Consider the following 23,040-nt stretch of genomic DNA (forward strand, 5'->3'; position numbering starts at 1 on the left):
CTCTCAATGCGACTAACCCTGAAATGTGAAAAAGCCCCGGCTCTTCATTGAGAGTCGGGGCTTTTTTATGAGGCGTGGTTAGAAAGTGTGTAACGTCTCAGGGCTGGTCGCTGGGAACAGGACGGATTGCCACGGCCTATGGCCTTGCAATGACAGATGAGGCTATTTCCGCCCAAACACCTTCTCCCCGCCAATCCACGTTTGCAGCACCTCCGCGCTGCGCAACTGCTCCTTTGGCGCGGTCAGCAAATCAGTGTCCAGCACCACGAAATCGGCCAGCATGCCGGGCTTAATCTGGCCCTTGCGCTTTTCCTCGAAGCCGGCGTGGGCGGCCCAGGTGGTCATGCCGCGCAGGGCATCGGGGCGCGAAATGGCATTTTCCATCTGAAAACCGCCTTTCGGGTAGTTCTTGGCATCCTGCCGGGCCACGGCCGCATGAAAGCCGAACAGCGGGTTGATATTCTCCACCGGGAAGTCGGAGCCCAGGGCCAGTTGGCCGTATTGCTTCAGCAATTCTTTGTAGGCATAAGCCGTTTTCAGACGTTCAGCGCCCAGGCGCTCGCCGGCCCAGTACATATCCGAAGTAGCGTGGGTGGGCTGCACCGAGGGCACGATGTCGAACTGCCCGAACTTGGGCATGTCGGCCGGGGTGACGACCTGGGCGTGCTCGATTCGCCAGCGGCGGTTCTTCTGGCCCTTCAGCGCCTCGCCGTAGATGTTGAGGATGATGCGGTTGGCCGAGTCGCCGATGGCGTGGGTATTCATCTGAAATTTCGAGGCCGCCAGCTCCTTGGCCAGGTCGCGGAACTGCTTTTCGGTAGAAAGCAGGAAACCGGTTTCCTTCGGTCGGTCGGCGTACGGCTTCACGAGGCAGGCACCGCGTGAGCCGAGCGCGCCGTCGGCGTACACTTTGAAGGAGCTGATGGTGAGCTGGTCGGTCAGCACCGGGCCGTTTTTGAGGTAGTAGGCGCGGTTTTCCGGCGTGGGGTTCAGCATGGTGTAGAGGCGCAGCTTGAGCTTCTTTTGCTGCTGCAGGGCGGCCATCTGGTCGATGTTGGCCTTATCGAGGCCGGCGTCGGCGAGGCTGGTGAGGCCCACGGCCAGGCAGTTTTGCTGCGCTTGCAGCAGGAGTTGGGCCGCTTCGGCCGGGGCCGGGTCGGGGATTTTGCTGCTCACCAGGCGCGTGGCATTGTCCACCAAAAGCCCGGTGAGGCGGCCCTGCGCATCGCGCGTGATGGTGCCGCCGCTGATGGGCGTACGGGCCGTGACGCCCGCCAAATCCAGCGCTTTCTGGTTCACGAGCGCGGCGTGGCCGTCCACGCGGACAAGCAGCACCGGCACGTCGGGAAACAGCTGGTCGAGCGTGTCTTTGGTCGGAAATTGCTTGTTCGCCCAGTCGTTCTGGTCCCAGCCGCGCCCCGTGAGCCAGGCCGCCTGCGGATACTTTTTTCGGTTCTCCTGCAGCTTCTGAATCACCTCTTTCCAGGAGTTCGTGCCCACCAAATCGGCGCTGGGCAGCGCCAGCGCGTAGCGGTAGAAATGGCAGTGCGCGTCGTAAAAGCCGGGGTAAATGAACTTGCCGCCCGCGTCTACTTCCTGCGCCGCCTGGTACTTCGCCTTCAGCTCAGCCGCCGGCCCCACAGCCACGAATTTGCCGTCGCGCACCGCAAAAGCTTCCGCCTTGGAGAAGGTCGAATCGACGGTGTAAACCGTGGCATTGGTCACGAGCAAATCCACGGCTTCGCGTTTCGCGGAGCAGCTGCTGAGCAATGCCAGCGCCAGCAGCGGCGCGGTGATTTTGAAGGTGAGCATAGGGGAGAAAAGGGCCATGTCGGGAAGTGCAGGGGTAAAGAATGGGTAGTGAACGAAGAACAAAAAAGACCGTCATGCAGCGCGAAGCGAAGCATGACGGTCTGTCGAATCCGCGAAATCCGTCAAATCCATTAAAATTCGCGGTCCTTACTCGAAGCGCATGTGCTTCACCGACTCGCCCGAGAACTGCAGCTCCTGCAGCGACTCGATGCCGATTTGCAGGTGGCGCTTCACGAAATCGGTGGTCACTTTCGAGTCCGATTCCGAGGTTTTCACGCCTTCCGGGGTCATTGGGTTGTCGCTTACCAGCAGCAGGGCACCGTGCGGGATGTCGTTCATGAAGCCGACCACGAAAATGGTGGCCGTTTCCATGTCCACGGCCATGGCGCGCACCCGGCGCAGGTAGTCCTTGAAATCCTGGTCGTGCTCCCACACGCGGCGGTTGGTGGTGTACACCGTGCCGGTGTAGTAGTCCAGCTCGTGCTTCTTAATCATCGAAGAAACCGCGCGTTGCAGGCGGAAGGAGGGCAGGGCCGGTATCTCCTTGGGCAGGTAGTCATCCGAAGTACCGTCGCCGCGAATGGCCGCGATGGGCAGCACCAAATCGCCGAGCTTGGTCTTTTTCAGGCCGCCGCACTTGCCCAGAAACAGCGCCGCCTTGGGCTTGATGGCCGAGAGCAAATCCATCACCGTGGCCGCCATCGGCGAGCCCATGCCGAAGTTGATGATGGTGATGCCGTTGGCCGTGGCCGTCTGCATTGGCTTGTCCAGTCCGCGCACTTCGCACTCAAACTGCTCGGCAAACATGTACACGTAGTTGCTGAAATTGGTGAGCAGGATGTACTGCCCGAAGTCGCTCAGCGGCACGCCGGTGTAGCGCGGCAGCCAGTTATTGACAATTTCTTCTTTGGTCTTCATAAAACAGAGTTTGAGTGGCGGGATGGCTAAGTTAGGGAGTGAGAAAAGGGTATGCGTTTCGGAGTCACTTAGCCACTCAGTTGCTCAGTCACTCGATACCAGACCCCTACCTTTGGAGGTGATGCAAGCCCTGGACCTGCCGCCTTTCGACGCCAAACTTACGCAATCGGCCACAAATCAACCACTCATCTGGGATGGACTGCGGCGCAAGCACGTCGTGCTCACGCCCGAGGAGTGGGTGCGGCAGCACGTAGTACACTACCTAATCAACCACCTGGGCTACCCGCGCGGCCTGCTGGCCCTGGAGCGCGGCCTGCGCTACAACCAGCGCCAGAAGCGCACCGACCTGCTGGCCCTCGACCCCAACGGCCAGCCCCTGCTACTGGTGGAGTGCAAAGCGCCCTCGGTGCCCATCACGCAGGAAGTGGCCCGGCAGGCCACCACCTACAACCAAACCATCGGCGCGCCGCTGCTGCTGCTCACCAATGGCCTGGTGCACTACTGTTGGCGCGTGGATTTTGCGACGCGCACCAACGAGCGGCTGGAGGAGATTCCGGCGTTTGCGGTGGCAGTGAGGCTATAGGGCAAAGGCCTTTTGGGGAGCTGTTTACCCGGCTGGCTAATGAATTATTCCGGTTAGACCCGGCCTGGGTAGCGCATGGTATTTTATTAATGGGGTGCTGCTGAAATAGTTATTATATATACTATATAATATGTTATATTTGACTGCCTGTAGAGGAGACGCTTCAATGCGCCGGTAGTGGCCTATTGAGGGAAAGCTGAGCGGTAGGATGGTTTTTTGTTCACCTTAAAATATCATTCCTATGCCACCATAACTACATGTTTTCGACAATACAATATATAACTAGGGATGGATAGCCAGGCTTTTCATTCCCGGATGAGGCCGTGATTTACGGCCCGAAAAGCGGTGGGGTATTTCCTGCTTCACCCCGAAATACCGCCGCGTAGCGCCCGCCATCGAATACGCCGAACCAGGCGTTGAAGCCCCGCGCGCAACTCTCTGAGCACTGATGTGCCACTCCCGGCTACCGTTTGATAATCGGGCCTCCTTCCAGCTGGTGCTGCATTACAGCCCCTACGCGCTTGCGCCCGGCAGCCCCGCTGCTGGCCCGGCCGCGCATTGCGCCGCAGCAGGGGCGCACCCAATGACTCCGCATTTTAGAAAGGTGTGCCGGCCCAGCGCCTGGGGCTGTGCTGCGGCTATTCGGCAGTATAACAGCTGCCCAGCATCTTTTCTTTTCATTTAATTTTTTTGCCAATAGCCATGAAAAAATATGAATTAATTACCGCATGTGTCAGTGCCCCCGGAAACCCCCAGGGCGGCGTAGTATCATCCTGCAAGCATGAGCCAATAGATTGTGAACGAAGCCTGAAACCTGCAGCCGGTTGGCAACAGCTGGTGCTGGCGGTGCTGGTCGCCGTCTTATGCTTTTCAACTGTGAGTTTTGGTCGTGTAATGCCCTTGGGCACCGCGCCCGGCGCTGGCGCTATGGCCGCGGCCACCACCTGCCCATCGCCGCCGGTACTGTCGAGCGCTAACGTCAGGGTAACGCAACCTACCTGCACCAGCCCCACCGGTTTTATTCAGGTGCTGAATGCGCCATTTAACAGCGTGGCCGAGCTCACACCGAATGCACCCAAACCGTCCGGGGGCAACCCTTACCTATTCTCGTACCTGGTGCCCGGCACCTACCGCCTGACGCTAACGGTGGACGGCTGCACCTCGGCTCCGCTGACCATCGTTATCAAGCGCGCCAAACAAGCCGTCACCAGCTTCACCCTGGTCGATGCCGATGCCGATACCGATATTATGCCCCTCACCAACGGGATGGTGCTTAACCTGGCTACACTGCCCACGCAAAACCTGAGCGTCCGGGCCAATACCACCTCGGCCCGTATTGACCATCTCATATTCAGCCTCAATGGGCCCACCAGCCAGAACCAGACCGAGCGGTATGCCCCGTACACGCTGTTCGGCGACGATGCCGCCGGCGACTACTTCGGCCATACCCTGGCCCTGGGACGCTACGTTTCCTTATCGGCCCGGCCGTTCTCTGCCACCGGCTGCGCGGGCACCCCGCTGGAAATCGCCTTTACCGTAATCAATGAGCCTACTACACCCGGCCATATCACCTACACCCTGGTCAACGCCAATACCGGCTTCGAGTTTATGGCCCTCACAGACGGGGCCACGCTCAACCTGGCCACGCTGCCCACGCGCAACCTGAACATTCGGGCCAACACCAACCCGGCGACGGTGGGCCGGGTCGAGTTTGAACTTGGGGGCGCCCAGACCTGGAGCCAGACCGAATTTTTGGTCCCGTACGCGCTATTCGGTGACAACGGCGCGGGCGACTATTCTGACTGGACCCCCGCGGCTGGCAACTACACCCTCACCGCGACATCCTACGCGGCCGACGGCACTGCGGGCACCCCGAACTCCATCGCCTTCAGTGTTATCGACGGCGCGGCCCGCACGGCTGCCGCGTCATCCGCTGGCAGCCCGGCCGCCGTGGCCCGTAAAGCAGCGGGCAGTGCGGGACCAATGGTGCTGGTGAATGCGTACCCCAATCCGTCGGACGGCCAGGTAAGCCTGGTGTTGCCCGAGGCTTTGCAGGGCGAGGTTTCCTACACGCTCGTGTCGGCGCTCGGGGCCAAAGTGAGCAGCGGCACCCTCCCGGCCGTGAACGGGGCCAACGCCATTCCGCTTGATTTCTCCCGGCAGATGCAGGCCACCGGCGTCTACATGCTGCACCTGACCGGCGCGCACGGTCAGGCGCACCTCAAATTGCTGCGCCGGTAGGAATGAGTAGGTAATGCCTGGCTTAAAGTAGCACACACCCGTTGCGGTTATTTCAAGCCAATAAGTATTGATGCAAAAAAGCCCGGCCGCAATTGCTTGCGACCGGGCTTTTCAAATTGAAAATGATGGGCAGAAAGCCTTATTTTTTCGGCTTGATTTTCGTCTTGCTGCGCTTGCCCTTCACCTTGGTATCGGCGGGGATATTGGTTTGCGCGGGCGCTGCCTGAATGACCGTAGTGGAGGCCGGGTCCGTGGTGGTCGTGGTCGATTCCGTGGTGGTCGAAGTAGCGGGGGCAGGCGTAGCCGTGGGGTAGGTGGCCGGGGCGGGCGTCACCGTGGTCTGGCGCGTGGTGGTCGTGCTGGTCGTGCTCTGGGCATTGGCCGAGAAACCGCAAATGGCGAGGAACAAGGCGAGAACGAGGGGTTGCTTTTTCATAGGACCGGTGGGTTGAGTGAAACAAAATGCCCACGTCGGTTAGAACGCGGCAATTGAGTTGCCTTTAACGAGGAAAATGAAAACCGGGTTCGATTTGGATGTAAGATGTTATTAAGAAGTGCCTTATGATGCCGGTGATTTATATGTCAGGTGTGCATGCGCCCCTATGGGGAGGAGTGTGCCAGTTAGCTGGTGCGGCCAAAACTGTCCCGGCAATTACTGGAGTTCCCGGCTACACTTGCGGTTTGGCTGGAAACGGACGAAAATCCGGCGAGCCGTCCCGATAGCAATTACGGTTGTGCTCCATTCGCTCAGCGCCAGAGGCAATGCCTCAAGCAATGGCATAAGCAAGCCGCTGACTTATTGGGTATTTAATAGCAAAACCTGGTCTGTATCGGAATAGTATAAAATTAGCTAAGCAATTAAAATGCCATTAAAATGTGGTGTAATAAATTTTTGCTCAGCTATATCGTTGAATTAAAGCTAGTAAAACAGGATGATATATCATATTTATGATTTTGGCATGCATCAGCTTTAAAAAAATGTAATTATTGTCACTTTGAAAATTAACAATTATATAAAATCATATATATACTTTTGATAAAGCAGCTGCCCTTTTTTCTCTAACATTTCTCTCACACTTTAACCTTTACTGTCATGCTTACTCTAGATAACCTCGTGTCGGACCTGCAAATGCAGCAAGTTGAGTTAATCGTCGGCGGTGGCCGTCGCCGTCGCTACAGCCACAGCAGCCACAGCAGCACCACCCGCAGCAGCAGCACCCGCCGCCGCAGCAGCCGTCGCGGCCGTCGCTAAGTCGGCGCACCGCAATCTGATATGAGGAAGTAACTGTATTGGATTGCACCAACGAAAAACAAGAGCTGGAAAAGCGGGACTTATTCTGTTTTTCCAGCTCTTGCTTTTCCTGAGTATTGGGTTCTGGCAAGAGCCGCAATCGATTCGGGCGCCGCGCCTTTATGCACCGCCTTTTCTGCAATCATACTTCTAGCCTTTGCGCCTATGAAAGCCCAACAATTCTACCTTTCGCAAGGGGTGAGCGTGCGCGAGCACGAAGGTGAATTCTACATCGAAACCCTTAAAAACGAGTATAAAATCAACCGGACGATTGCCACGTTCATCGGTCTGCTGGATGCCCCTAAGACGGCCCCGGAGCTGACCACCGGCCTGCAAGCCCTCATCGTTGGGGCCGGCGCGGCGGATATAGAGCCATTGGTCGCCCGGTTTTTGAAAGACCTGCACCGGCTCGACGTGGTACGCAAAGAAGGGGAGGCGGACCTCGTGCCCCGAGTGGCCATTTACGAGCCGGGCGCGCAGGTTGGGCAATACCTGATTACCGAGTTGCTGTCGTTGCACGACGACGTGCAGGTGTACCGGGCCACCGACGGCGAAACCGGCCAGCCGGTGGTGGTAAAGCTGTTTTCCCACAAGCCGGAGAGCATCCACCCCGATACCCGCCTGGACGATGACTTTGAGCTGTTTCAGCAGGAGTTTGACATCATGCGCGCCCTGCCGCCGCACCCGGGCATTTGCCGTCTGCACGCATACCACACCAAGCCGTACCACTACGCCGTGCTGGAATATCTGCCGGGCGCATCCTTGTCCGAGGCCGCCCGGAATGTCAGCATCAGCGAGGCCACCGCGACGGAATTGGCTACGCAGATTTTGTCGGCGCTGGCCCACCTGCATGGCCACGGCATTGTGCACGGCGACATTCACGCCCGCAATTTTATGGTGGATGCCGACCGGGTGACCATGATTGATTTTGGCTTCGCTTACCGCGTGGGCGTTTCCGAGCGCGAGCAGTTCATCTGCCGGGGCGGCGTGCCCACTTACATGGCCCCGGAACGCATTAAGCAGCACAACTATAAGTTCAGTAAGCAGGCGGCCGATTTCCGGGCCGAAGTGTACCAGATTGCCCTCGTCATTTTCAGGCTCTACCACAAGGAACTGCCCTTTGCGGGCGAAACATGGCTGGAGCGGGCCGCTTCGATTGCGGCGTATGATTTTGGCCCGCATTTCAGTCCCGCCGTGCCGCACGAGCAGGTGCTGCTGCGCGCGCTCCACAAGGACCCCCAGGCGCGCTATGCCAGCGGCCAGGAGCTATTGGCCGCCTGGCAGCAGGCCCTCGCCGTGGAAAGTACGGCCGCCCTGGCGGTAGCGCCCTAGCGCCCGCACCTTGCTGCGCGCCGAAATCGGCGGCATCTTCACCCTTTTTTTTCGGAACGCCATGGTAGACTGTCAGTTGAAAAACAACGATTGCGGCATCAGCGCGGTGAAGACCATCTTCAACATCTTCGACCAGGACGTTAGCCGCAAGTACATCCAGCAGAATATCTTTCTGGATGAGCAGGGCTCGAGCCTGACCGACTTGCAGAATTTCCTGCAGCAGCACGAGTTTTCGGCCCTGCTGCGGATACTCGACATCAACCACCTGCAGGCGAATCCGGCCGGCTGGCAGGAGCTGATTCCGTTTATCATGCCCATCGTGCACGAAAATGGGCTGCACTACGTGGTGGTGGACAAAATCAGGGGTGCCAAGCTGCGGGTGCTGGACCCCGCCAAAGCCAACGAATACTACGTGACGCTGCCCGAGCTGAAGCACATGGCGTACTTCAGCAAAAGCTACTGGAACCTGGTGCAGATGGAGCAGAAGCTCATGGTACTCTGCAACCAGGAGCTGTCGCCCTACGACGTCAAAATTGAACAGGCCCTTACCACCAACAACGCCAGTACGCTGTTCAACAAGCTCAGCTACTTCTCTTACCTGAAGGAGAATTTTGGGCTGAAGGACAAAGAGGCCGAGCAGAATTTCCTGCACGACCTCCTGTTCAACCAGGAAGCCGGGGCCCTGCCCAAGCACTTCCGGGCCCTGAAAAACAGCGAAACCCAGATGATGCTGCAGGCCCCGCTGGTGCTCACCGTGGCCCCGCTGCCTCCCAAGCCAGACCAGATAGCCTCCAAGGTGCAAGCGCCCCGGCCCGCCGGCACGCAGCCGGAACCCAGCCCCTACCTAACGCTTCTGAAAGAGCTGGGCCAGTACCGCAAAATCTGGTTCATCTACGTTTTCGCGGCCCTGTTTTCGGCCATGACGGCCCAGCTGTCGGTATTTATCAACCAGGTGCTGATTGACTACGTGCTGCCGTCTTACCAGCTCAATACGCTGGTGGTGTTTGCCATCGGGCTGGGCGTATTCAAGCTCTTCGACCTGGCCACCCGGCTCAACGTGTCCTTCGTGGGCATTCACATGGGCAACATCCTGGATAAGTATTTCCTGACCCGTTTCGACGAAAAGCTGAACCAGTATTCCCTGCCCTATATCCAGTCCTTCAAGCGCGGCGACCTGACCGAGCGCATGAGCGACGCCTTCAAGCTGAAGGGGTTTTTCCTGCGCTTTTTCACCAGCATTCTGGTCGATGTGTTCGTGTCGCTCTACTCGCTGTGCATTCTCTTCTACATCGATGCCAAGCTGACGCTGGTTATCTGCGTGGTGATGGTGGCCTTTTACGGCTGGTTCCGGCTGGTCACGCCCACGCTCCGGCGCAACGAGCGGCTGCGCTTTCTGCGCAAGTCCGAGTTCTTCACCCGCATGATTGAGAAGCTCGACGGCATTCAGGTGCTCAAGTCGTTCCGCATCGAGGAAACCTACTCGCGCAAGCTGCTCCAAATCGTGAATCAGCTGCTGAAAGTGCAGATAAACAACAAGTACGTCGACCTGGTGAACGTGGCCGTGGTGTCCATCATTACCATGCTGGCCTCGCTGCTGATAATTGTGGTGCTCACGAAAAAGGCCATCCTCAACAACGCCATTTCGCTAGGCCAAATCATCACCTTTATCGCCCTTTCGGAGCGGGTCTTCTCGTCGCTGCGCGGCATTCTGTCCGAAAACCTGGAGCTGCAGGAAAACGAGGTGGTCCTGCGGCGTTATCTGGACTTTGAGGAAGCGCCAGCGGCAACTTCCGCGGCCCGGGGCATCGAAGATTTCACGATTACCAGCCTGGCAATGTGCGAGCTGGGCTTTGGCTACAACCCGCAGCAGCTGGTGCTGCACAACCTCTCGTTTGAGGCGGTGAGCGGCGACAAAATCCGCATCGAAGGCCTGAACGGCTCCGGCAAAACCACCCTGAGCAAGGTCCTGACTGGCCTCTACGAGCCGGCCGCCGGCCGCATGCTGCTCAACGACATCGACAGCCGCTTCTACGCCACCGAAAAGGTGAAGGACAAACTGCTGCTGGTGACCAACGAGGACATTTTGTTCAACGATACCATCGAGTTCAACATTGCTTTCGGCCGCGACGTGTCGCCGGAGCGCATCCTGCACATGGCCCGCAAAATTGGCCTTTACGATTTCATCGCCTCGAAAGAAGAAGCGCTGGGCTTTCTCATCAATGAAAACGGCCGCAACCTTTCCACCGGCCAGCGCAAGAAGATACTGCTGCTGCGCGCGCTGTTTTCGGCGGCCGATGTGGTGATTCTCGACGAAGTGCTGTCCGGAATTGACGCGGCCTCGCGCAAGCAGATTGAGCACCTGCTCAACGAGTTTACCAGCAAAATCCTGATTGTGATTTCGCACGAGAACATCGATTACCTCCACTTCAACAAGCATTTCGCCCTCGAAAATGGAACCCTTGTCGTACCGGCCTAACCTGGCCCTCCGGCTCATCCGGGTGTTTGCGGGCCTGCTGGCGGGCTTCCTAGTCATCGCCCTGGGCCTGCTGATTTTCATGCACATCAACGAAACCATCGACTTCAAGGAAGGCGAGATTTACTCCCGCAACCCGCAGTCGGTTATTCGGACGCCCACCGATGTGCACGTGGTGAAAGTGCTGGTGCGCGAAGGCGACAACGTGCTGCAAGGCGATACCCTTTTCGTGCTGGAAAACAAGAAGGTGCAATACGACTACGCCACCACGCGGCAGGAAGTGGGGCTCATCGAGAACAAAATTGCGGTGGCCGAGCGCATGCTGGCCTACACCCGCGAGCGCCGGGCGGCCATTGAGCAGCAGCGCACCCTGTTCCATCAGATTTATGCCGCCGACCTCCAGCAAAACCAGCGGGAATTGCGCACGCTGGCCGCCGCCATGGGCTATGCCCGGCAGCAAAACGCCATGACCCGGGAGCAGTACCGGTCCGATTCAATTCTGTACGCGCGCCACGCCCTTTCCCGCGTGGAAGCCTCAGAATCGAAAGTGCGCAGCCTGCTCAAGCGGAAAGAAGCCTCCGAAACCCGCGCCACCTACGAACAGAAGCGCGCCTACCAGACCACCCTGCTCCAGAACTTCCGGCAGCAGGTCGCCAGCCTCAACATTGACCTGAATACGCTGCAACAGGACGAGCAAAGCAAGCAGCGCGAGCTGCTGGACCTGCGCTCCCAGCTGGCCAGTGCCCGCAACACGGCCGTGGTGCTGGGCGACGTGGCCAGCCAGCTCATCGTGCGGGCGCCCGTGGCCGGCCACATCATCAACCTCTACAACGACCGGCAAAAAACCGAGCTGCTGGACCGCAACCAGCCCCTGGCCGTCATTGCCCCGCAGCAGGAACAGTTCTACGCCAAGGTGATACTGCCCGAGCGCGAGATGGCCTTCGTGCGCACCGGCCAGGCCGTAAACCTGAAAATCAACGCCTATTACTACTACCAGTACGGTGCCGTGCACGGCACCGTGTCCTTTATTTCCCCAGCCAATGTGGACGACCATTTTTACACCATCGTCCAGCTCACCGGCCGGCCCCGCTTTCCCCTGAAAGCCGGATACAAGCTTAAAGGCGAAATAATTACCGCCAAGTACACCTTGCTGCGGTACGCCGTGAAAAAGTTGTTTGACAAAATTGACAACTACAATGAGACCTAATCATTGGGCCGCTTGCTCCCTGCTTTTGCTGCTCCTGATTATTGCCCGGCCTGGCCATGGCCAGACCGTGTTGGCGTATGCCGACTGCGTAGAGCGGGCATTTCAGCAGAATTTACAGCTCAAGCGGGCGCTGCTCGACTGGGAGGCCGCCACCGTGCAGCTGAAGCTGAAAAAAGCCGACATGCTGCCCACACTCAACGGGCAGGTGCGCAACAGCAATTCGGTAGGGCGCAGCATCGACCCGCTCACCAATAATTTTATCAACAGCCAATACAGTTCGTTGAGCGGTACGGCTTATTCGTCGGTTTATTTATTTCAAGGGTTCAAAACGGCTAATTCAATTAAGTCGGCCAAGCAGGAAGTTGAGCAAAATGTGAATCAGACACAGGCCATTAAAAACGAAATAATGGTCGATGTTGCGCTGGTTTATATTCGCATTAATTATTTGCTGGAATTAATCAAAAGCCAACAGCAGCAAGTGAAATTAAGCGAGCATCTGGTGAGTCTGACCAGGCTCAAACTCAGTGCGGGCCGGGTGCCGGCCAGCGCACTCTTTAAGCTGCAGTCGCAACAGGCCACCGAGCAGTTGAATGTCGTTACCAGCCAGAACGAGCTGAGCCTGGCCTACCTGGACCTGCGGCAGCTCATCAATGCGCCGCCCACGGAAGACATCGTTATCAGCCCGCTATCGGCCAATTCATTATCGAATATCGATTTTCAGACCCCCGCCCGGGAGGAAGTAGCGCAGGCCATAGAAACACAGCCGGCCCTGGTAGCGAAGCGGCACAATGCCGCCCGGCTCTACCACCAGATTGCCGTGGCCCGGGCCGATAAATACCCTGCCCTGCAACTAACCGGCTCACTGGGCTCTGATTATAGCAACACCAATCGGGAATACAATTTCAGCAACCAGATAAATAATAATATGTACTACGGGACAGGACTGGTATTATCAATCCCGCTATTTAACAGCTTTCGCAATAACCTGCTTATCCGGGAAAGCCGTCTGCGGTACCAACAGGGCATGCTTGATACCGATATTGAGCGCAACCGGTTAACCAAGGTTGTGCAACAAGCCGTGTATGATGCTGAGGCCGCCAGCCAAAGCTGGAATGCCGCCCAAAAAGCCGAAGAATTTGCTCGTAAAAGTTACGAAGCCGATAATTTGAAATACGAACTCGGCACCATTTCCGTATTTGAGCTTAACCAAACAAAAACAGTTTATCTAAGCGCACAAACCAATTTGTTCAGAGCAAAATATGAATTGATTTTGCGCTCCCGGCTCGTCGATTTTTACAAAGGTCTGCCCATGGCATTGTAACTGATAAAAGCGGGAAATTGAATTTGCCAGGCAACTTGTAGCTATTACTTGTACAGCCGGTTATCCAGCAGCCCATTCACGTAGAACTGCACGCATGCGCGGAGCTCATTGCCGTATTTTTTCACCAATGCCGGGTTGGGATTAGCCACGGGTTCGTTGGGAATGAAATGGGTCTGGTAGGGGTAGAGGCGCACTTCGTTCCTGTTAGTCAGCTCGGCCACGAAGTCGGAATGCACGAGGTAGTAGGAGTCGCCGTCGCGGAACACGGCCCGGCCCGGGCTAGCCGCATCGAACACCGACGAGCCAAAGGGCAGCAGCGCCGGCTGCTCCTGCGCCAGGCCCAGCACATCGAGCACCGAGGCGGGCACGTCCACCTGCTCGCTGATGCGGTGCGGGTTGGCGGCCGGCAGCGGCTGGCCCGGGCGGAAGAACAGCAGCGGCGTTTTGTGGACGCCCAGCGGGTTTTGGTAACCGGCGCGGTCCGACTGCGACGTGTGGTCGGCCGTGAGCACGAACAGCGTGTGCGCGTACCACGGCTCCCGGCTGGCCGCCGCGAAAAACCGCCGCAGCGCCAGGTCCGCGTAAGCAATGGTGGGGTGAATGGGCTGCGTGCCTACCAGGAATTTTCCTTGGTACTTGGCGGGCAGTGAGAACGGCTCGTGCGAGCTGAGCGTGAACACAGCGGCCAGAAAGGGCTCCTTGGTGGCCGTGAGCTTGCGGTTGAAGTATTGCAGATAGGGCTCATCGAAAATGCCCCAGTGGCCGTCATAGTCGGGGCTGGCGGCGCCGCCGGGGTACTCATTCAGGCCGTAATAATGCTGCATGCCGGCGATGCCGGAAAACATATCGAAGCCCATGGTGCCGTTGGAGCCGGCGTGGAACATGGCCGTGGTGTAGCCGTGGCGGCCCAGGATTTCGCCCAGCCCGTGCAGCTCCGCCGTCTGGAAGCTGGAGGTGATAAACGGCTCATCCATCAGCGAAGGCAGGCCCGCCAGCACGGCCGGCAGCGCCTCGATGGAGCGGCGGCCGTTGGCGTAATTGTCGCGCATGAGCCGCGCCCCGGGAGCCACGGCCAGTGAATCAAAAAAGGGCGTGAAGCTGCCCTTGCCGCCGTTTTCAACGCCGTTGTACTCCGACCCAAAGCTTTCCATCAACAGCACCACCACGTTGTCGGGCGGGGTGGGCGCGGCGGCCCGGGCGGGCAGCGGGGCGGCGTTCAGGGCCGGCCGCAGCGCCGTGGCGGTGGGGAAATATCCTACCCGGTCAATCTGCACTTCATCAAAAGACTTCAGCACCGTGAACGTGCTGTTCAAGGCCAGGTGGCCGAGCACGGCGGGCTGCTGTTCGAAGGCAATGCCGGTACGCAGCGGCTTGAGCTGCCAGCCGCCGCGCAGGCCCAGCACCACCAGGCCCACCACCAGCATGAACTCCGCGGCGCGCTGCACCCAGCCCCAGCGGCCGGCCGAAGCAACCTGCTCGGCTGGCGTGGGCATGGGGCACAGCCGCCACAGCACATACACCAGCCCCGCCAGCGGAATGGCCAGGTACCAGTAGTGCAAGCCAATCTGACCGGCCTGCCGGGCAATGTCGTCGCCAATGGTGCTCCACTCATTGCTCAGCCGCCGTCCGATGAACTTAAAGTATTCCCAATCAATGATGTTGAGCAGGAAGCCCGGCACGTTCAGCAGCACAAATAGCGCGCGCAGCCACTGCTGCCCGCGCCGCGCCTCCACCGGCACCAGCAGCGAAAGCAGTACCAGCGGCAAATTCAGCCACAGCAGGGCGGCCACATCAAACCGCAGCCCGTGCACGAATGCATGCGCCACCGCTCCCGGCGCAATGCCCCGGAACGTGACCAGATTCAAGCAGTAAAAACCCAGGCGGAGCAGCGTATAAACGGCCATTAGCAGCGCAAAGCGGCGCAGCAGCAGGCGGATGGCAGGAGAGGGAACCAAGAGCAGAATGGCGTGAGAAATCAGAAATACCAGCGGGCGAAAACCGCAACCGGTCCAACTCAGGAAAGGTGCGAAGAAGCCAGCCGGGTTGCGTAACCGTTTACTTTTAAAAAGCAGAAGGCCTTCCCAATGCGTGCGCTGGAAAGACCTTCTGTCTTAAAACAACTGTGCGTAGCGCACTGAGCAACTGCCTATACGGCAGCCAGCTCCAGCACTGTTTCCACGTTCACCAGGGGCAGGCCCCAGGCTTCGGCTACGCCTTTGTAGACCACCTCGCCGTGCACCACGTTCAGGCCGAGGCGCAGGGCCTCGTCGCGGCGGCAGGCTTCCTGCCAGCCTTGGTTGGCCAGTTTCACGGCGTAGGGCAGGGTGGCGTTGGTCAGGGCCAGGGTCGAGGTGTAGGGCACCGCGCCGGGCATATTGGCCACGCAGTAATGCACCACGTCGTCGATGATAAAGGTCGGGTTTTCGTGGGTGGTGGGGTGGCAGGTTTCGATGCAACCGCCCTGGTCCACAGCAACGTCAACCACCACAGTGCCGGGACGCATGGTCTTCAGCATGTCGCGGGTGATGAGGTGCGGGGCCTTCGCGCCCGGAATCAGCACCGCGCCCACAATCAGGTCAGCGGTTTTGATGGCTTCGCGGATGTTGTACTCGTTCGAGTACTGCGTCACCACGTTTTTGGGCATGAAGTCGTCAAGCTCGCGCAGACGGTTCAGGCTGATGTCCATGATGGTAACCTGCGCGCCGAGGCCGGCGGCCACTTTCGCGGCCTGCGTGCCTACGATGCCGGCACCCAGCACCAGCACGTGCGCAGGCTTCACGCCGGGCACGCCGCCGAGCAGAATGCCACGGCCTTTCAGGGGTTTCTCCAGGTACTTGGCGCCTTCCTGCGGGGCCATGCGGCCGGCCACTTCGCTCATCGGAATGAGCAGGGGCAGAGCGCGGTTGCTGAGCTCCACCGTCTCATACGCCAGGCAAATGGCCTTGCGCTCAATCATGGCGTGGGTCAGCTCCTCGCCGCTGGCGAAGTGGAAGTACGTGAACAGCAGCTGGTTCTCCTTGATGAGCGGATACTCCTCGGCAATCGGCTCCTTCACTTTGATAATCATCTCGGCCTGCCCGTACACGTCGGCAATGGTGGGCAGGATGGTCGCGCCGGCCGTCTGGTACTCCTCGTCCGAGAAGCCCGAGCCTTCGCCGGCGGTGTGTTGCACCAGCACGTTGTGGCCGTGCTTGCGCAGTTCGGCTACGCCGGCGGGCGTGAGGCCCACGCGGTTTTCATTGTTTTTAATCTCCTTAGGAACGCCAATAATCATGAGCGAAGGGGGAAGTGATGGGAGTGGGGAGGTGAGCTTTCGAGCCGCAAAGATAGGGCGCGGGGGTAGTACCCGGTACGCCAAGATTTGGTTCAGCTTACGCTTCCGCCAGCAGCGCATTCAGGTCCAGGGCGCGGGTGTACATCTGCACGTCGCCGTTGGGGGCCAGCGGCCACTGCTCGCGCGGCCGGTCCCAGTACAGCTCCACGCCGTTGCCGTCGGGGTCGTCGAGGTAAATGGCTTCCGACACGCCGTGGTCGGCCGAGCCGGTAATGGGGTAATTGGCGTTTGCCAGCTGCCGCAGCGCGCCGGCCAGCTCCGCCCGCGTAGCGTAGAGAATGGCGGTGTGGTACAGCCCCGCGCCGTGCTTGCGGGCGGGCGGCCCGCCCAGGCTGTTCCAGGTGTTGAGCCCAATGTGGTGGTGGTAGCCGCCGGCCGAGATAAACGCCACCTGATTGCCAAAACGCTGCATCACCTGGAAGCCCAGAATGTCGCGGTAAAAGCCCAGGGCTTTGTCGATGTCGGTGACCTGCAAATGGATGTGGCCGATGCGGGTCTGCGCCGGGACCACGTAGGGGGCGCTGGCTACGGGAGCGGCGCTGCTGGTTTCGTTTGCCATGATATGATGAAGCGGGTAATTGATGAATTAATGTACCAACATTAATCCAAAATCGTTCCAAAGAAAGCCCCGCCAAATTGGCAGAGCTTCTAATCAATCGAAGCCCCTGATTTGGGTGTACTTCTTCTCATTTTGCCGCCCCACCCGCACAATGCGGCGCTCAAAATCTTTCGGGTCGTTGAGGGTTTTGTAAAACTCATCTAAAAAGTGGGTAGCGAATTCCTGCTCATTGCGGTGGAGGTAGGGGCAGGCCAGGTACACGTTGTAGAGCGCGGCGCGCCGGGCATTGAAAAGGTCCCGGACGGCAGCATACGTCTCCGGCGGGAAGTCAAACCCGCGAAACAGGCGCTGCCGCACCGACGTGATGCCGAGCTGCTCGGGCGGTACGGCGTAGGGGGCCATCACCAGCCCGCTGTAATCGAAATCGTACGCCACCGGGATTGGTGGGGTGCTGAGGCTGCGGGCAAGCAGCCGGATGTTGTGCCGGTAAAGCACCGACCAATCCGTGTTGCCAATCATGTACTGAAACACGACCATCGTGGCCGTAGCCGGTTGGTCCAGGTTGTTCATGCCGATGGACAAGGGCTTGGGTACCACCGTGGCCTGGTTGCGCCGCGCCAGGGCCTCGGTGTTTTCCAGAAAGAAGCCGTAGTGCACCGACGTACTGGCCCGGCCGCTATTGTCGCGGTAGGTGATGCGGCACAGCCGGACCCGGTAGCTCATGTCGGTCAGTACGTTGTAGAGTTTGTACACCAGGTATTCCCGCAGCGTATAGTCGTCGGATAGGCAGTGGGTGGTCAGTTTCAGCTCGGCAACGGGCCCGAAAAAGGGGTTCGGCCCGTTGGGCGGCGGAAACTTTACCAGCAGCGGCGGGAAGTCACACACGCCGGGGTCTTTGCGTCGGTTGCCGCGCACCTGTACCTGCACGGCCAGCGTTTGCGGGGTGGCGTTGGCATCGCGGTAGGAGAGCAGCGCCGGGTGAAGGCCAGGACTGGCGCCGCGGTCCTTCAAGACCTGCTCCAGCGGCAGCGAAAGCGTTAGCTCGACGATTTCTTCGCTGATAAAGAAGGGGTTATTGGTAGCGTATGCCCGCTCCTGCGCCGGCCAGCCAGCCGGTGCCAACGCCGGCTGCCCAAGCCGCAGGCCGTAACATACCAGAACCAACAGCAGCGAAATCATCACGGCAGCGGGCCGGCGCGAGGCGGCCCTTTAAAGACAACCGGCCCGGCGATGCAATCAACCGAGCAATGATGGCTCAGCCCGAAACGGACCAAGCACGCATGATTATCAACGCTTAAACAGCGCGTCAATCGACTTGCCTTGGCCCTGGGTGAAGGGAATGCCCAGCATGTAGGCCACGGTGGACGGCACGTCGACCAAGGTGCAGGTATCCTTCACAATGCGGCCTTTTTTGAAATCCGGCCCCAGGGCCAGCAGGCTGATGTGGCGGCAGCCCTCGCAGCCATCGCCGTGCTCGGTCCAGCCCGGGGGCACGGTGTCGAGGTGGCGGCCGTGGTCGTTGGTCACGAACAGCGCCGTGTTGTTGCGATAGGCTTTGCTCTTCTGCAGAAACTCGTAGAGCTGCATCACATACCGGTCGTCGCGGTTAATTCCCCGGATATAGTTGGGCCAGTTGCCGGCGTGGGCAAAGCCGTCGGGCTCCATAAAATTGATGAGCACCAGGTTGGGCTGATACTGCGTCAGAATGCGCTTGACGGCTATGAGTGTCAGGGAATCAGGGCGGTAGCCGGTACCCGGGCCGCTGATGCCGCAGTCGACGGAAGGGGGGTACTGGTCCTTCCACTCGGGGTTGAGGGTATTGGCCAGGATGTAGAGCTTGTCCTTGCTGGTGATGAGCCAGGCGGCGGTGGCAGGCTTGCCGGTGGCCTTGCGCCAGAGCTGAAAGATGGAGGGCTGCTGCGGAAACTCTTTATCGTAGTTATCAATGGGCTGGTTGATGCCCGTAGTCAGGGCGGTGTGCCCAGAGTTGGTGTAGGTGTACCCGTTGTTATAAAATGTAGGAAAGAACACGCCCCGGGCCTTGAGCGTGGTCGACATGTTGGGAATATTGCCCGGAATGTTGCCCCACGTCTCAGAGTAGCGGGGGCCATCGATGACGACAATGATGACGTTTTTGGTGCGCAGGCCCTTTTTAGTCGGGCCCGGTGCCCCACCCACGGCGAAGAGCAGCAGTAGCACCCCGCCCAGCACATACTTCAGCCAGCCAGTGGCTGTGAGGAAGGGGCTTCGCCGCCCAGCAGGTGCAAAGAAAGCCATGGCGCTTATTGAAATAAAACATATAAATATACATTATAATATATTTAATGTAATCTATTGAAAAGAACCAGCCTGCGGCAGTCCAGCTAAAAGCACGAAAGGCTCTAGCTCTCCAATTTGAAGCAGCTGGACCAGTCCTCCCTGAAATAGCAACGGGCTCCGACAACGGGCCAGCACTGTATGGTGCTGGCCGTTGCCGGAGCCCGTTTATAGGCTAGCTGGAAACCCGTGCTTATTTAAACGGAACGGCCGTGCCGCTTTCCTTCACCATGCTGTTGCCGCTGAGGTCGCGTACGATGTTGGCCTTGAGCGTGATTTTGGCATCGCCGCTCACGTCGTTGGAGGTGATGGTCACGGCGTCGCTCACCTGCCCGAGCTGGCGCTGGCTGTAGAGCAGCTCCACCACTTCGCTCTGGCCGGGCGCGATGGGGGCGGGGTTGTTTTTGTAGCCCACGCAGTAGCAGCCCGACGAGAGCGCGCCGAGCACCAGCTCGGTTTTGCCGGTGTTGCGTACCGTGAAGCGGGCAATGGGCTGCTGGCCGGCTTCCATTTTGCCAAAATCGTGGGTGCTGCGGTCCAGCACGAGGTGTGGCGAGGCGGCCAGCTGGGCGGGCGTAAGCGTAGGCTTAATCTGGTCTTTGGTGAGCACCGTGCCTTTGATGCTGAGGACCTTGCTGGCCTCGGTGGCGTTGCTGGTCACGGTTACCGTCTTGTTGAATACGCCGGGGCGGCCGGCGCTGCTGTACATGGCTTTGATGACGCCCATCTTGCCGGGCAGGACCGGGGTTTTGGTCCAGTCCGGGGTGGTGCAGCCGCAGCTGGCCTGCACGTTGGCAATGATAACGGGCTGATTGCCGGTGTTTTTGAACTTGAACTCGTAGGTCGCCATCGTGCCTTCGGGCACGTTGCCGAAATCGTGGTTGTCGGTGGCAAACTGCATCACGCCCTGGGCGTGGGCCGCGCCGGCCAACGCCAGCAGGCAAATAGTAAGAAGTTTCTTCATGATTTCTAAACCCTAAGCCGGCAATCAAAAGCCGGGGCGGGCGGTTTTGAAGTAGAAAAACAAAGCCGGTGGCAACAGTGCCGGGCTGACAATCAGCACGGAATACCGGTTACCACCGCACCCCAAATATACGGCCAAACCCTGCCACGCCACCCACCCGGTCCCGATTCCGTATTTTTGCACCACGGCCCCGGCCGGCCGCCTCTTCCGCTCCAAAATTCCCACGTATCCTGACCCTTATTATATGTCCGCAGCCGAAACCGCCGTGCCCGCGCTAGCCGCGCCCCTCACCAAGGCCGACTTCCTCACCGATTACCGCCTGGCTTGGGAAAGCCGCCACGCCTCGCTGGCCGGCCGCAAAGAAGTATTCATGGGCAAGGCCAAGTTTGGCATCTTCGGCGATGGCAAGGAAGTGCCGCAGCTGGCCATGGCCCGGGCCTTCCAGAACGGCGATTTCCGCGCCGGCTACTACCGCGACCAGACGTTTATGGCCGCCATCGGCCAGCTTACCTGGGAGCAGTATTTCGCCCAGCTTTACGCCAACCCCGACGTGGAAGCCGAGCCCGCCACGGCCGGCCGCGCCATGAACGGCCACTTCGCCACCCGCATGCTGGACGAAGACGGCAACCTGACCGACCTCGCCCACACCAAAAATTCCTCGGCCGATATCTCGCCCACCGCCGGCCAGATGCCCCGCCTACTGGGCCTGGCCTACGCCTCCAAGCTGTTCCGCCAGAACCCCGAGCTGCACCAGTTCGACACCCTTTCGACCAACGGCAACGAGGTGGCTTTTGGCACCATCGGCAACGCCAGCACCTCGGAAGGCATGTTTTTTGAGGCGCTGAATGCGGCCGGCGTGCTGCAGGTGCCCATGCTGGTGAGCGTGTGGGACGACCATTATGGCATCTCTGTACCGGCTGAGTACCAGACCACCAAGCAGAGCATCAGCGACATCATGATGGGCTTGCAGCGCGACGGCGAAGGCCAGTCGGGCTTCGAGATTTACGTGGTGCGCGGCTGGGACTACGCTGCTTTGGTGGACACCTACCAGCGCGCCGCCGCCGTGTGCCGCGAGCAGCACGTGCCCGTGCTCATCCACGTCACGGAACTCACGCAGCCGCAGGGCCACAGCACCAGCGGCTCGCACGAGCGCTACAAAAGCAAGGAGCGCCTGACCTGGGAGGAAGACCACGACTGCCTGCACAAGCTGCGCGAATGGCTGCTGGCCGAGGGCCATGCCACCGAGATGGAGCTGGACGAAATCGAGAAAAATGCCGCCGCCGTCATCAAAACGGCCCGCACGGCCGCCTGGGCTGCGTTCTTCGACCCCATTAAAGCCGAGCGAGACGAAGCCGTGGCCCTGCTCGAAAAGCTGGTGGCCGACACCGGCACCGAAAACACGCTGCACGAGCAGGTGGAGCAACTGAAAACCAACCCCACGCCCATCCGGGCCGACATTGTGCGGACCCTGCGCCGCGTGTTGCGCGCCGTGCGCAACGAGAAGCGCAGCTTCGCCCGGCGTTCGGTGCAGCGCCACCTGGAGCAGCTGCTGGCCGAAAATGCCGACCGCTACAACTCCAACCTTTTCAGTCAGAGCGAGCTGGCGGTGGGCAATATCGAAGAAGTGCCCGCCACCTACGCCGCCGATGCGCCCGTGGTGGACGGCCGCGAAGTGCTGCAGGCGTGCTTCGACGCCAACTTCCAGCGCGACCCCAAAATCTTCGCCATCGGCGAGGACGTGGGCAAGATTGGCGATGTGAACCAGGCTTTTGCCGGTTTGCAGGACAAGTTTGGCGAGCTGCGCGTAACCGATACCGGTATCCGCGAGTGCACCATTGTGGGGCAAGGGATTGGCGCTGCGTTACGCGGTCTGCGGCCCATCACCGAAATCCAGTACCTTGACTATCTGCTGTATGCCATCCAGATTCTGAGCGACGACCTGGCCTGCCTACAGTACCGCACCAAGGGCGGCCAGAAGGCCCCGCTCATCGTGCGCACCCGCGGGCACCGGCTGGAAGGCGTGTGGCACTCGGGCTCGCCCATGCAGATGATTCTGGGCAGCATCCGGGGCATTCATTTGTGCGTGCCGCGCAACATGGTGCAGGCCGCCGGCTTCTACAACACGCTATTGCGCAGCGACGAGCCCGCCATCGTGATTGAGTGCCTGAACGGCTACCGCCTCAAGGAAAAAACGCCCAGCAACGTGGGCGAATTCACCCTGCCGCTGGGCCGCCCCGAAGTACTAAAAAAAGGCACGGACGTAACGGTGGTCACCTACGGCTCGATGTGCCGCATTGTGATGGACGCCGCTAAGCAGCTGGCCGACGTGGGCATTTCCGTCGAAGTTATCGACGTGCAAACGCTGCTGCCCTTCGACACTGACCACCTCATCGCCGACAGCCTCCAGAAAACCAACCGCGTGCTATTTACCGACGAGGACGTGCCCGGCGGCGGCACCGCCTTCATGATGCAACAGGTGCTGGACGAGCAGCAAGCCTACCGCTTCCTCGACGCGCAGCCGCGCTGCCTGGCCGCGCAGGCCCATCGCCCGGCCTATAGCTCCGACGGCGACTACTTCAGCAAGCCCAATGCCGAGGACGTGTTCGACACCATCTACGAGATGATGAGTGAGGACGCGCCGGAGCAGTTCCCGGCTATCTATTAGGTAATTGACGGTAGGCCGGCTTGC

At 59.4% G+C, this 23,040-nt stretch carries 17 protein-coding genes; 8 read left to right on the plus strand and 9 right to left on the minus strand.

The window, feature by feature from the left end:
* Positions 1–162 precede the first annotated feature (162 nt).
* Together ACYU7Q_RS01915 and ACYU7Q_RS01920 are read right to left on the minus strand one after the other, a co-directional pair.
* Positions 163–1,830: an amidohydrolase gene (locus tag ACYU7Q_RS01915; protein ID WP_460607744.1), complete on the minus strand. Its 1,668-nt coding sequence runs from the start codon at positions 1,828–1,830 to the stop codon at positions 163–165.
* 129 nt (positions 1,831–1,959) lie between these two features.
* Positions 1,960–2,730, minus strand: a complete 771-nt coding sequence (locus tag ACYU7Q_RS01920; RefSeq protein ID WP_460607745.1) for an AMP nucleosidase — start codon at positions 2,728–2,730, stop codon at positions 1,960–1,962.
* A gap of 121 nt (positions 2,731–2,851) precedes the next feature.
* Here ACYU7Q_RS01920 and ACYU7Q_RS01925 point away from each other — a divergent pair, with 121 nt between their 5' ends.
* Together ACYU7Q_RS01925 and ACYU7Q_RS01930 are read left to right on the plus strand one after the other, a co-directional pair.
* Positions 2,852–3,313: a type I restriction enzyme HsdR N-terminal domain-containing protein gene (locus ACYU7Q_RS01925; protein ID WP_460608725.1), complete on the plus strand. Its 462-nt coding sequence runs from the start codon at positions 2,852–2,854 to the stop codon at positions 3,311–3,313.
* Positions 3,314–4,207: 894 nt separating this feature from the next.
* On the plus strand, positions 4,208–5,554 hold the full coding sequence (locus ACYU7Q_RS01930; RefSeq protein ID WP_460607746.1) for a T9SS type A sorting domain-containing protein: 1,347 nt from the start codon (positions 4,208–4,210) through the stop codon (positions 5,552–5,554).
* 139 nt (positions 5,555–5,693) lie between these two features.
* On the opposite strand, the gene ACYU7Q_RS01935 is transcribed toward ACYU7Q_RS01930, so the two are convergent.
* Entirely contained in the window at positions 5,694–5,990 is a 297-nt protein-coding gene (locus ACYU7Q_RS01935; protein ID WP_460607747.1) for a hypothetical protein, read from the minus strand.
* Positions 5,991–6,647: 657 nt separating this feature from the next.
* On the opposite strand from ACYU7Q_RS01935, the gene ACYU7Q_RS01940 reads away from it, so the two are divergent.
* From ACYU7Q_RS01940 to ACYU7Q_RS01960, 5 genes are all read left to right on the plus strand, one after another.
* Positions 6,648–6,806: a hypothetical protein gene (locus ACYU7Q_RS01940; protein WP_460607748.1), complete on the plus strand. Its 159-nt coding sequence runs from the start codon at positions 6,648–6,650 to the stop codon at positions 6,804–6,806.
* A gap of 204 nt (positions 6,807–7,010) precedes the next feature.
* On the plus strand, positions 7,011–8,177 hold the full coding sequence (locus tag ACYU7Q_RS01945; protein ID WP_460607749.1) for a serine/threonine-protein kinase: 1,167 nt from the start codon (positions 7,011–7,013) through the stop codon (positions 8,175–8,177).
* 10 nt (positions 8,178–8,187) lie between these two features.
* On the plus strand, positions 8,188–10,653 hold the full coding sequence (locus tag ACYU7Q_RS01950; RefSeq protein ID WP_460607750.1) for an ATP-binding cassette domain-containing protein: 2,466 nt from the start codon (positions 8,188–8,190) through the stop codon (positions 10,651–10,653).
* On the plus strand, positions 10,628–11,857 hold the full coding sequence (locus tag ACYU7Q_RS01955) for an HlyD family efflux transporter periplasmic adaptor subunit (protein ID WP_460607751.1): 1,230 nt from the start codon (positions 10,628–10,630) through the stop codon (positions 11,855–11,857). The genes ACYU7Q_RS01950 and ACYU7Q_RS01955 overlap by 26 nt, the downstream gene beginning before the upstream one ends.
* Complete coding sequence (locus ACYU7Q_RS01960; RefSeq protein ID WP_460607752.1) at positions 11,826–13,178, plus strand: TolC family protein; 1,353 nt, start codon at positions 11,826–11,828, stop codon at positions 13,176–13,178. The genes ACYU7Q_RS01955 and ACYU7Q_RS01960 overlap by 32 nt, the downstream gene beginning before the upstream one ends.
* A gap of 44 nt (positions 13,179–13,222) precedes the next feature.
* On the opposite strand, the gene ACYU7Q_RS01965 is transcribed toward ACYU7Q_RS01960, so the two are convergent.
* The 6 genes from ACYU7Q_RS01965 to ACYU7Q_RS01990 all read right to left on the minus strand — a co-directional run bounded on the left by ACYU7Q_RS01965 (position 13,223) and on the right by ACYU7Q_RS01990 (position 20,351).
* Complete coding sequence (locus ACYU7Q_RS01965) at positions 13,223–15,133, minus strand: LTA synthase family protein (RefSeq protein WP_460607753.1); 1,911 nt, start codon at positions 15,131–15,133, stop codon at positions 13,223–13,225.
* A gap of 191 nt (positions 15,134–15,324) precedes the next feature.
* Positions 15,325–16,452 (minus strand): alanine dehydrogenase, encoded by a 1,128-nt coding sequence (gene ald / locus ACYU7Q_RS01970; protein WP_460607754.1) that lies wholly within the window; start codon positions 16,450–16,452, stop codon positions 15,325–15,327.
* Between the two features lie 97 nt (positions 16,453–16,549).
* Positions 16,550–17,071, minus strand: a complete 522-nt coding sequence (locus tag ACYU7Q_RS01975) for a VOC family protein (RefSeq protein WP_460607755.1) — start codon at positions 17,069–17,071, stop codon at positions 16,550–16,552.
* Positions 17,072–17,164: 93 nt separating this feature from the next.
* Positions 17,165–18,253: a hypothetical protein gene (locus ACYU7Q_RS01980; protein ID WP_460607756.1), complete on the minus strand. Its 1,089-nt coding sequence runs from the start codon at positions 18,251–18,253 to the stop codon at positions 17,165–17,167.
* Positions 18,254–18,358: 105 nt separating this feature from the next.
* Positions 18,359–19,348: a sulfatase-like hydrolase/transferase gene (locus tag ACYU7Q_RS01985; RefSeq protein WP_460607757.1), complete on the minus strand. Its 990-nt coding sequence runs from the start codon at positions 19,346–19,348 to the stop codon at positions 18,359–18,361.
* A 232-nt stretch (positions 19,349–19,580) separates the two neighbouring features.
* The gene (locus ACYU7Q_RS01990; protein ID WP_460607758.1) at positions 19,581–20,351 is read right to left on the minus strand and encodes a DUF1573 domain-containing protein; all 771 of its coding nucleotides are present in this window, start codon (positions 20,349–20,351) and stop codon (positions 19,581–19,583) included.
* Between the two features lie 244 nt (positions 20,352–20,595).
* Between ACYU7Q_RS01990 and ACYU7Q_RS01995 the strand changes: the two genes are divergently transcribed.
* On the plus strand, positions 20,596–23,016 hold the full coding sequence (locus ACYU7Q_RS01995; protein WP_460607759.1) for an alpha-ketoacid dehydrogenase subunit alpha/beta: 2,421 nt from the start codon (positions 20,596–20,598) through the stop codon (positions 23,014–23,016).
* Positions 23,017–23,040 lie beyond the last annotated feature (24 nt).

Source organism: Hymenobacter terrigena (assembly GCF_054776515.1).

Coding starts and splice junctions, on each gene's coding strand:
- ACYU7Q_RS01985 (WP_460607757.1), bottom strand. CDS start 19,348: ATGGCTTTCTTTGCACCTGCTGGGCGGCGAAGCCCCTTCCTCACAGCC.
- ACYU7Q_RS01990 (WP_460607758.1), bottom strand. CDS start 20,351: ATGAAGAAACTTCTTACTATTTGCCTGCTGGCGTTGGCCGGCGCGGCC.
- ACYU7Q_RS01935 (WP_460607747.1), bottom strand. CDS start 5,990: ATGAAAAAGCAACCCCTCGTTCTCGCCTTGTTCCTCGCCATTTGCGGT.
- ACYU7Q_RS01925 (WP_460608725.1), top strand. CDS start 2,852: ATGCAAGCCCTGGACCTGCCGCCTTTCGACGCCAAACTTACGCAATCG.
- ACYU7Q_RS01940 (WP_460607748.1), top strand. CDS start 6,648: ATGCTTACTCTAGATAACCTCGTGTCGGACCTGCAAATGCAGCAAGTT.
- ald (WP_460607754.1), bottom strand. CDS start 16,452: ATGATTATTGGCGTTCCTAAGGAGATTAAAAACAATGAAAACCGCGTG.
- ACYU7Q_RS01975 (WP_460607755.1), bottom strand. CDS start 17,071: ATGGCAAACGAAACCAGCAGCGCCGCTCCCGTAGCCAGCGCCCCCTAC.
- ACYU7Q_RS01995 (WP_460607759.1), top strand. CDS start 20,596: ATGTCCGCAGCCGAAACCGCCGTGCCCGCGCTAGCCGCGCCCCTCACC.
- ACYU7Q_RS01920 (WP_460607745.1), bottom strand. CDS start 2,730: ATGAAGACCAAAGAAGAAATTGTCAATAACTGGCTGCCGCGCTACACC.
- ACYU7Q_RS01945 (WP_460607749.1), top strand. CDS start 7,011: ATGAAAGCCCAACAATTCTACCTTTCGCAAGGGGTGAGCGTGCGCGAG.
- ACYU7Q_RS01915 (WP_460607744.1), bottom strand. CDS start 1,830: ATGGCCCTTTTCTCCCCTATGCTCACCTTCAAAATCACCGCGCCGCTG.
- ACYU7Q_RS01955 (WP_460607751.1), top strand. CDS start 10,628: ATGGAACCCTTGTCGTACCGGCCTAACCTGGCCCTCCGGCTCATCCGG.
- ACYU7Q_RS01930 (WP_460607746.1), top strand. CDS start 4,208: ATGCCCTTGGGCACCGCGCCCGGCGCTGGCGCTATGGCCGCGGCCACC.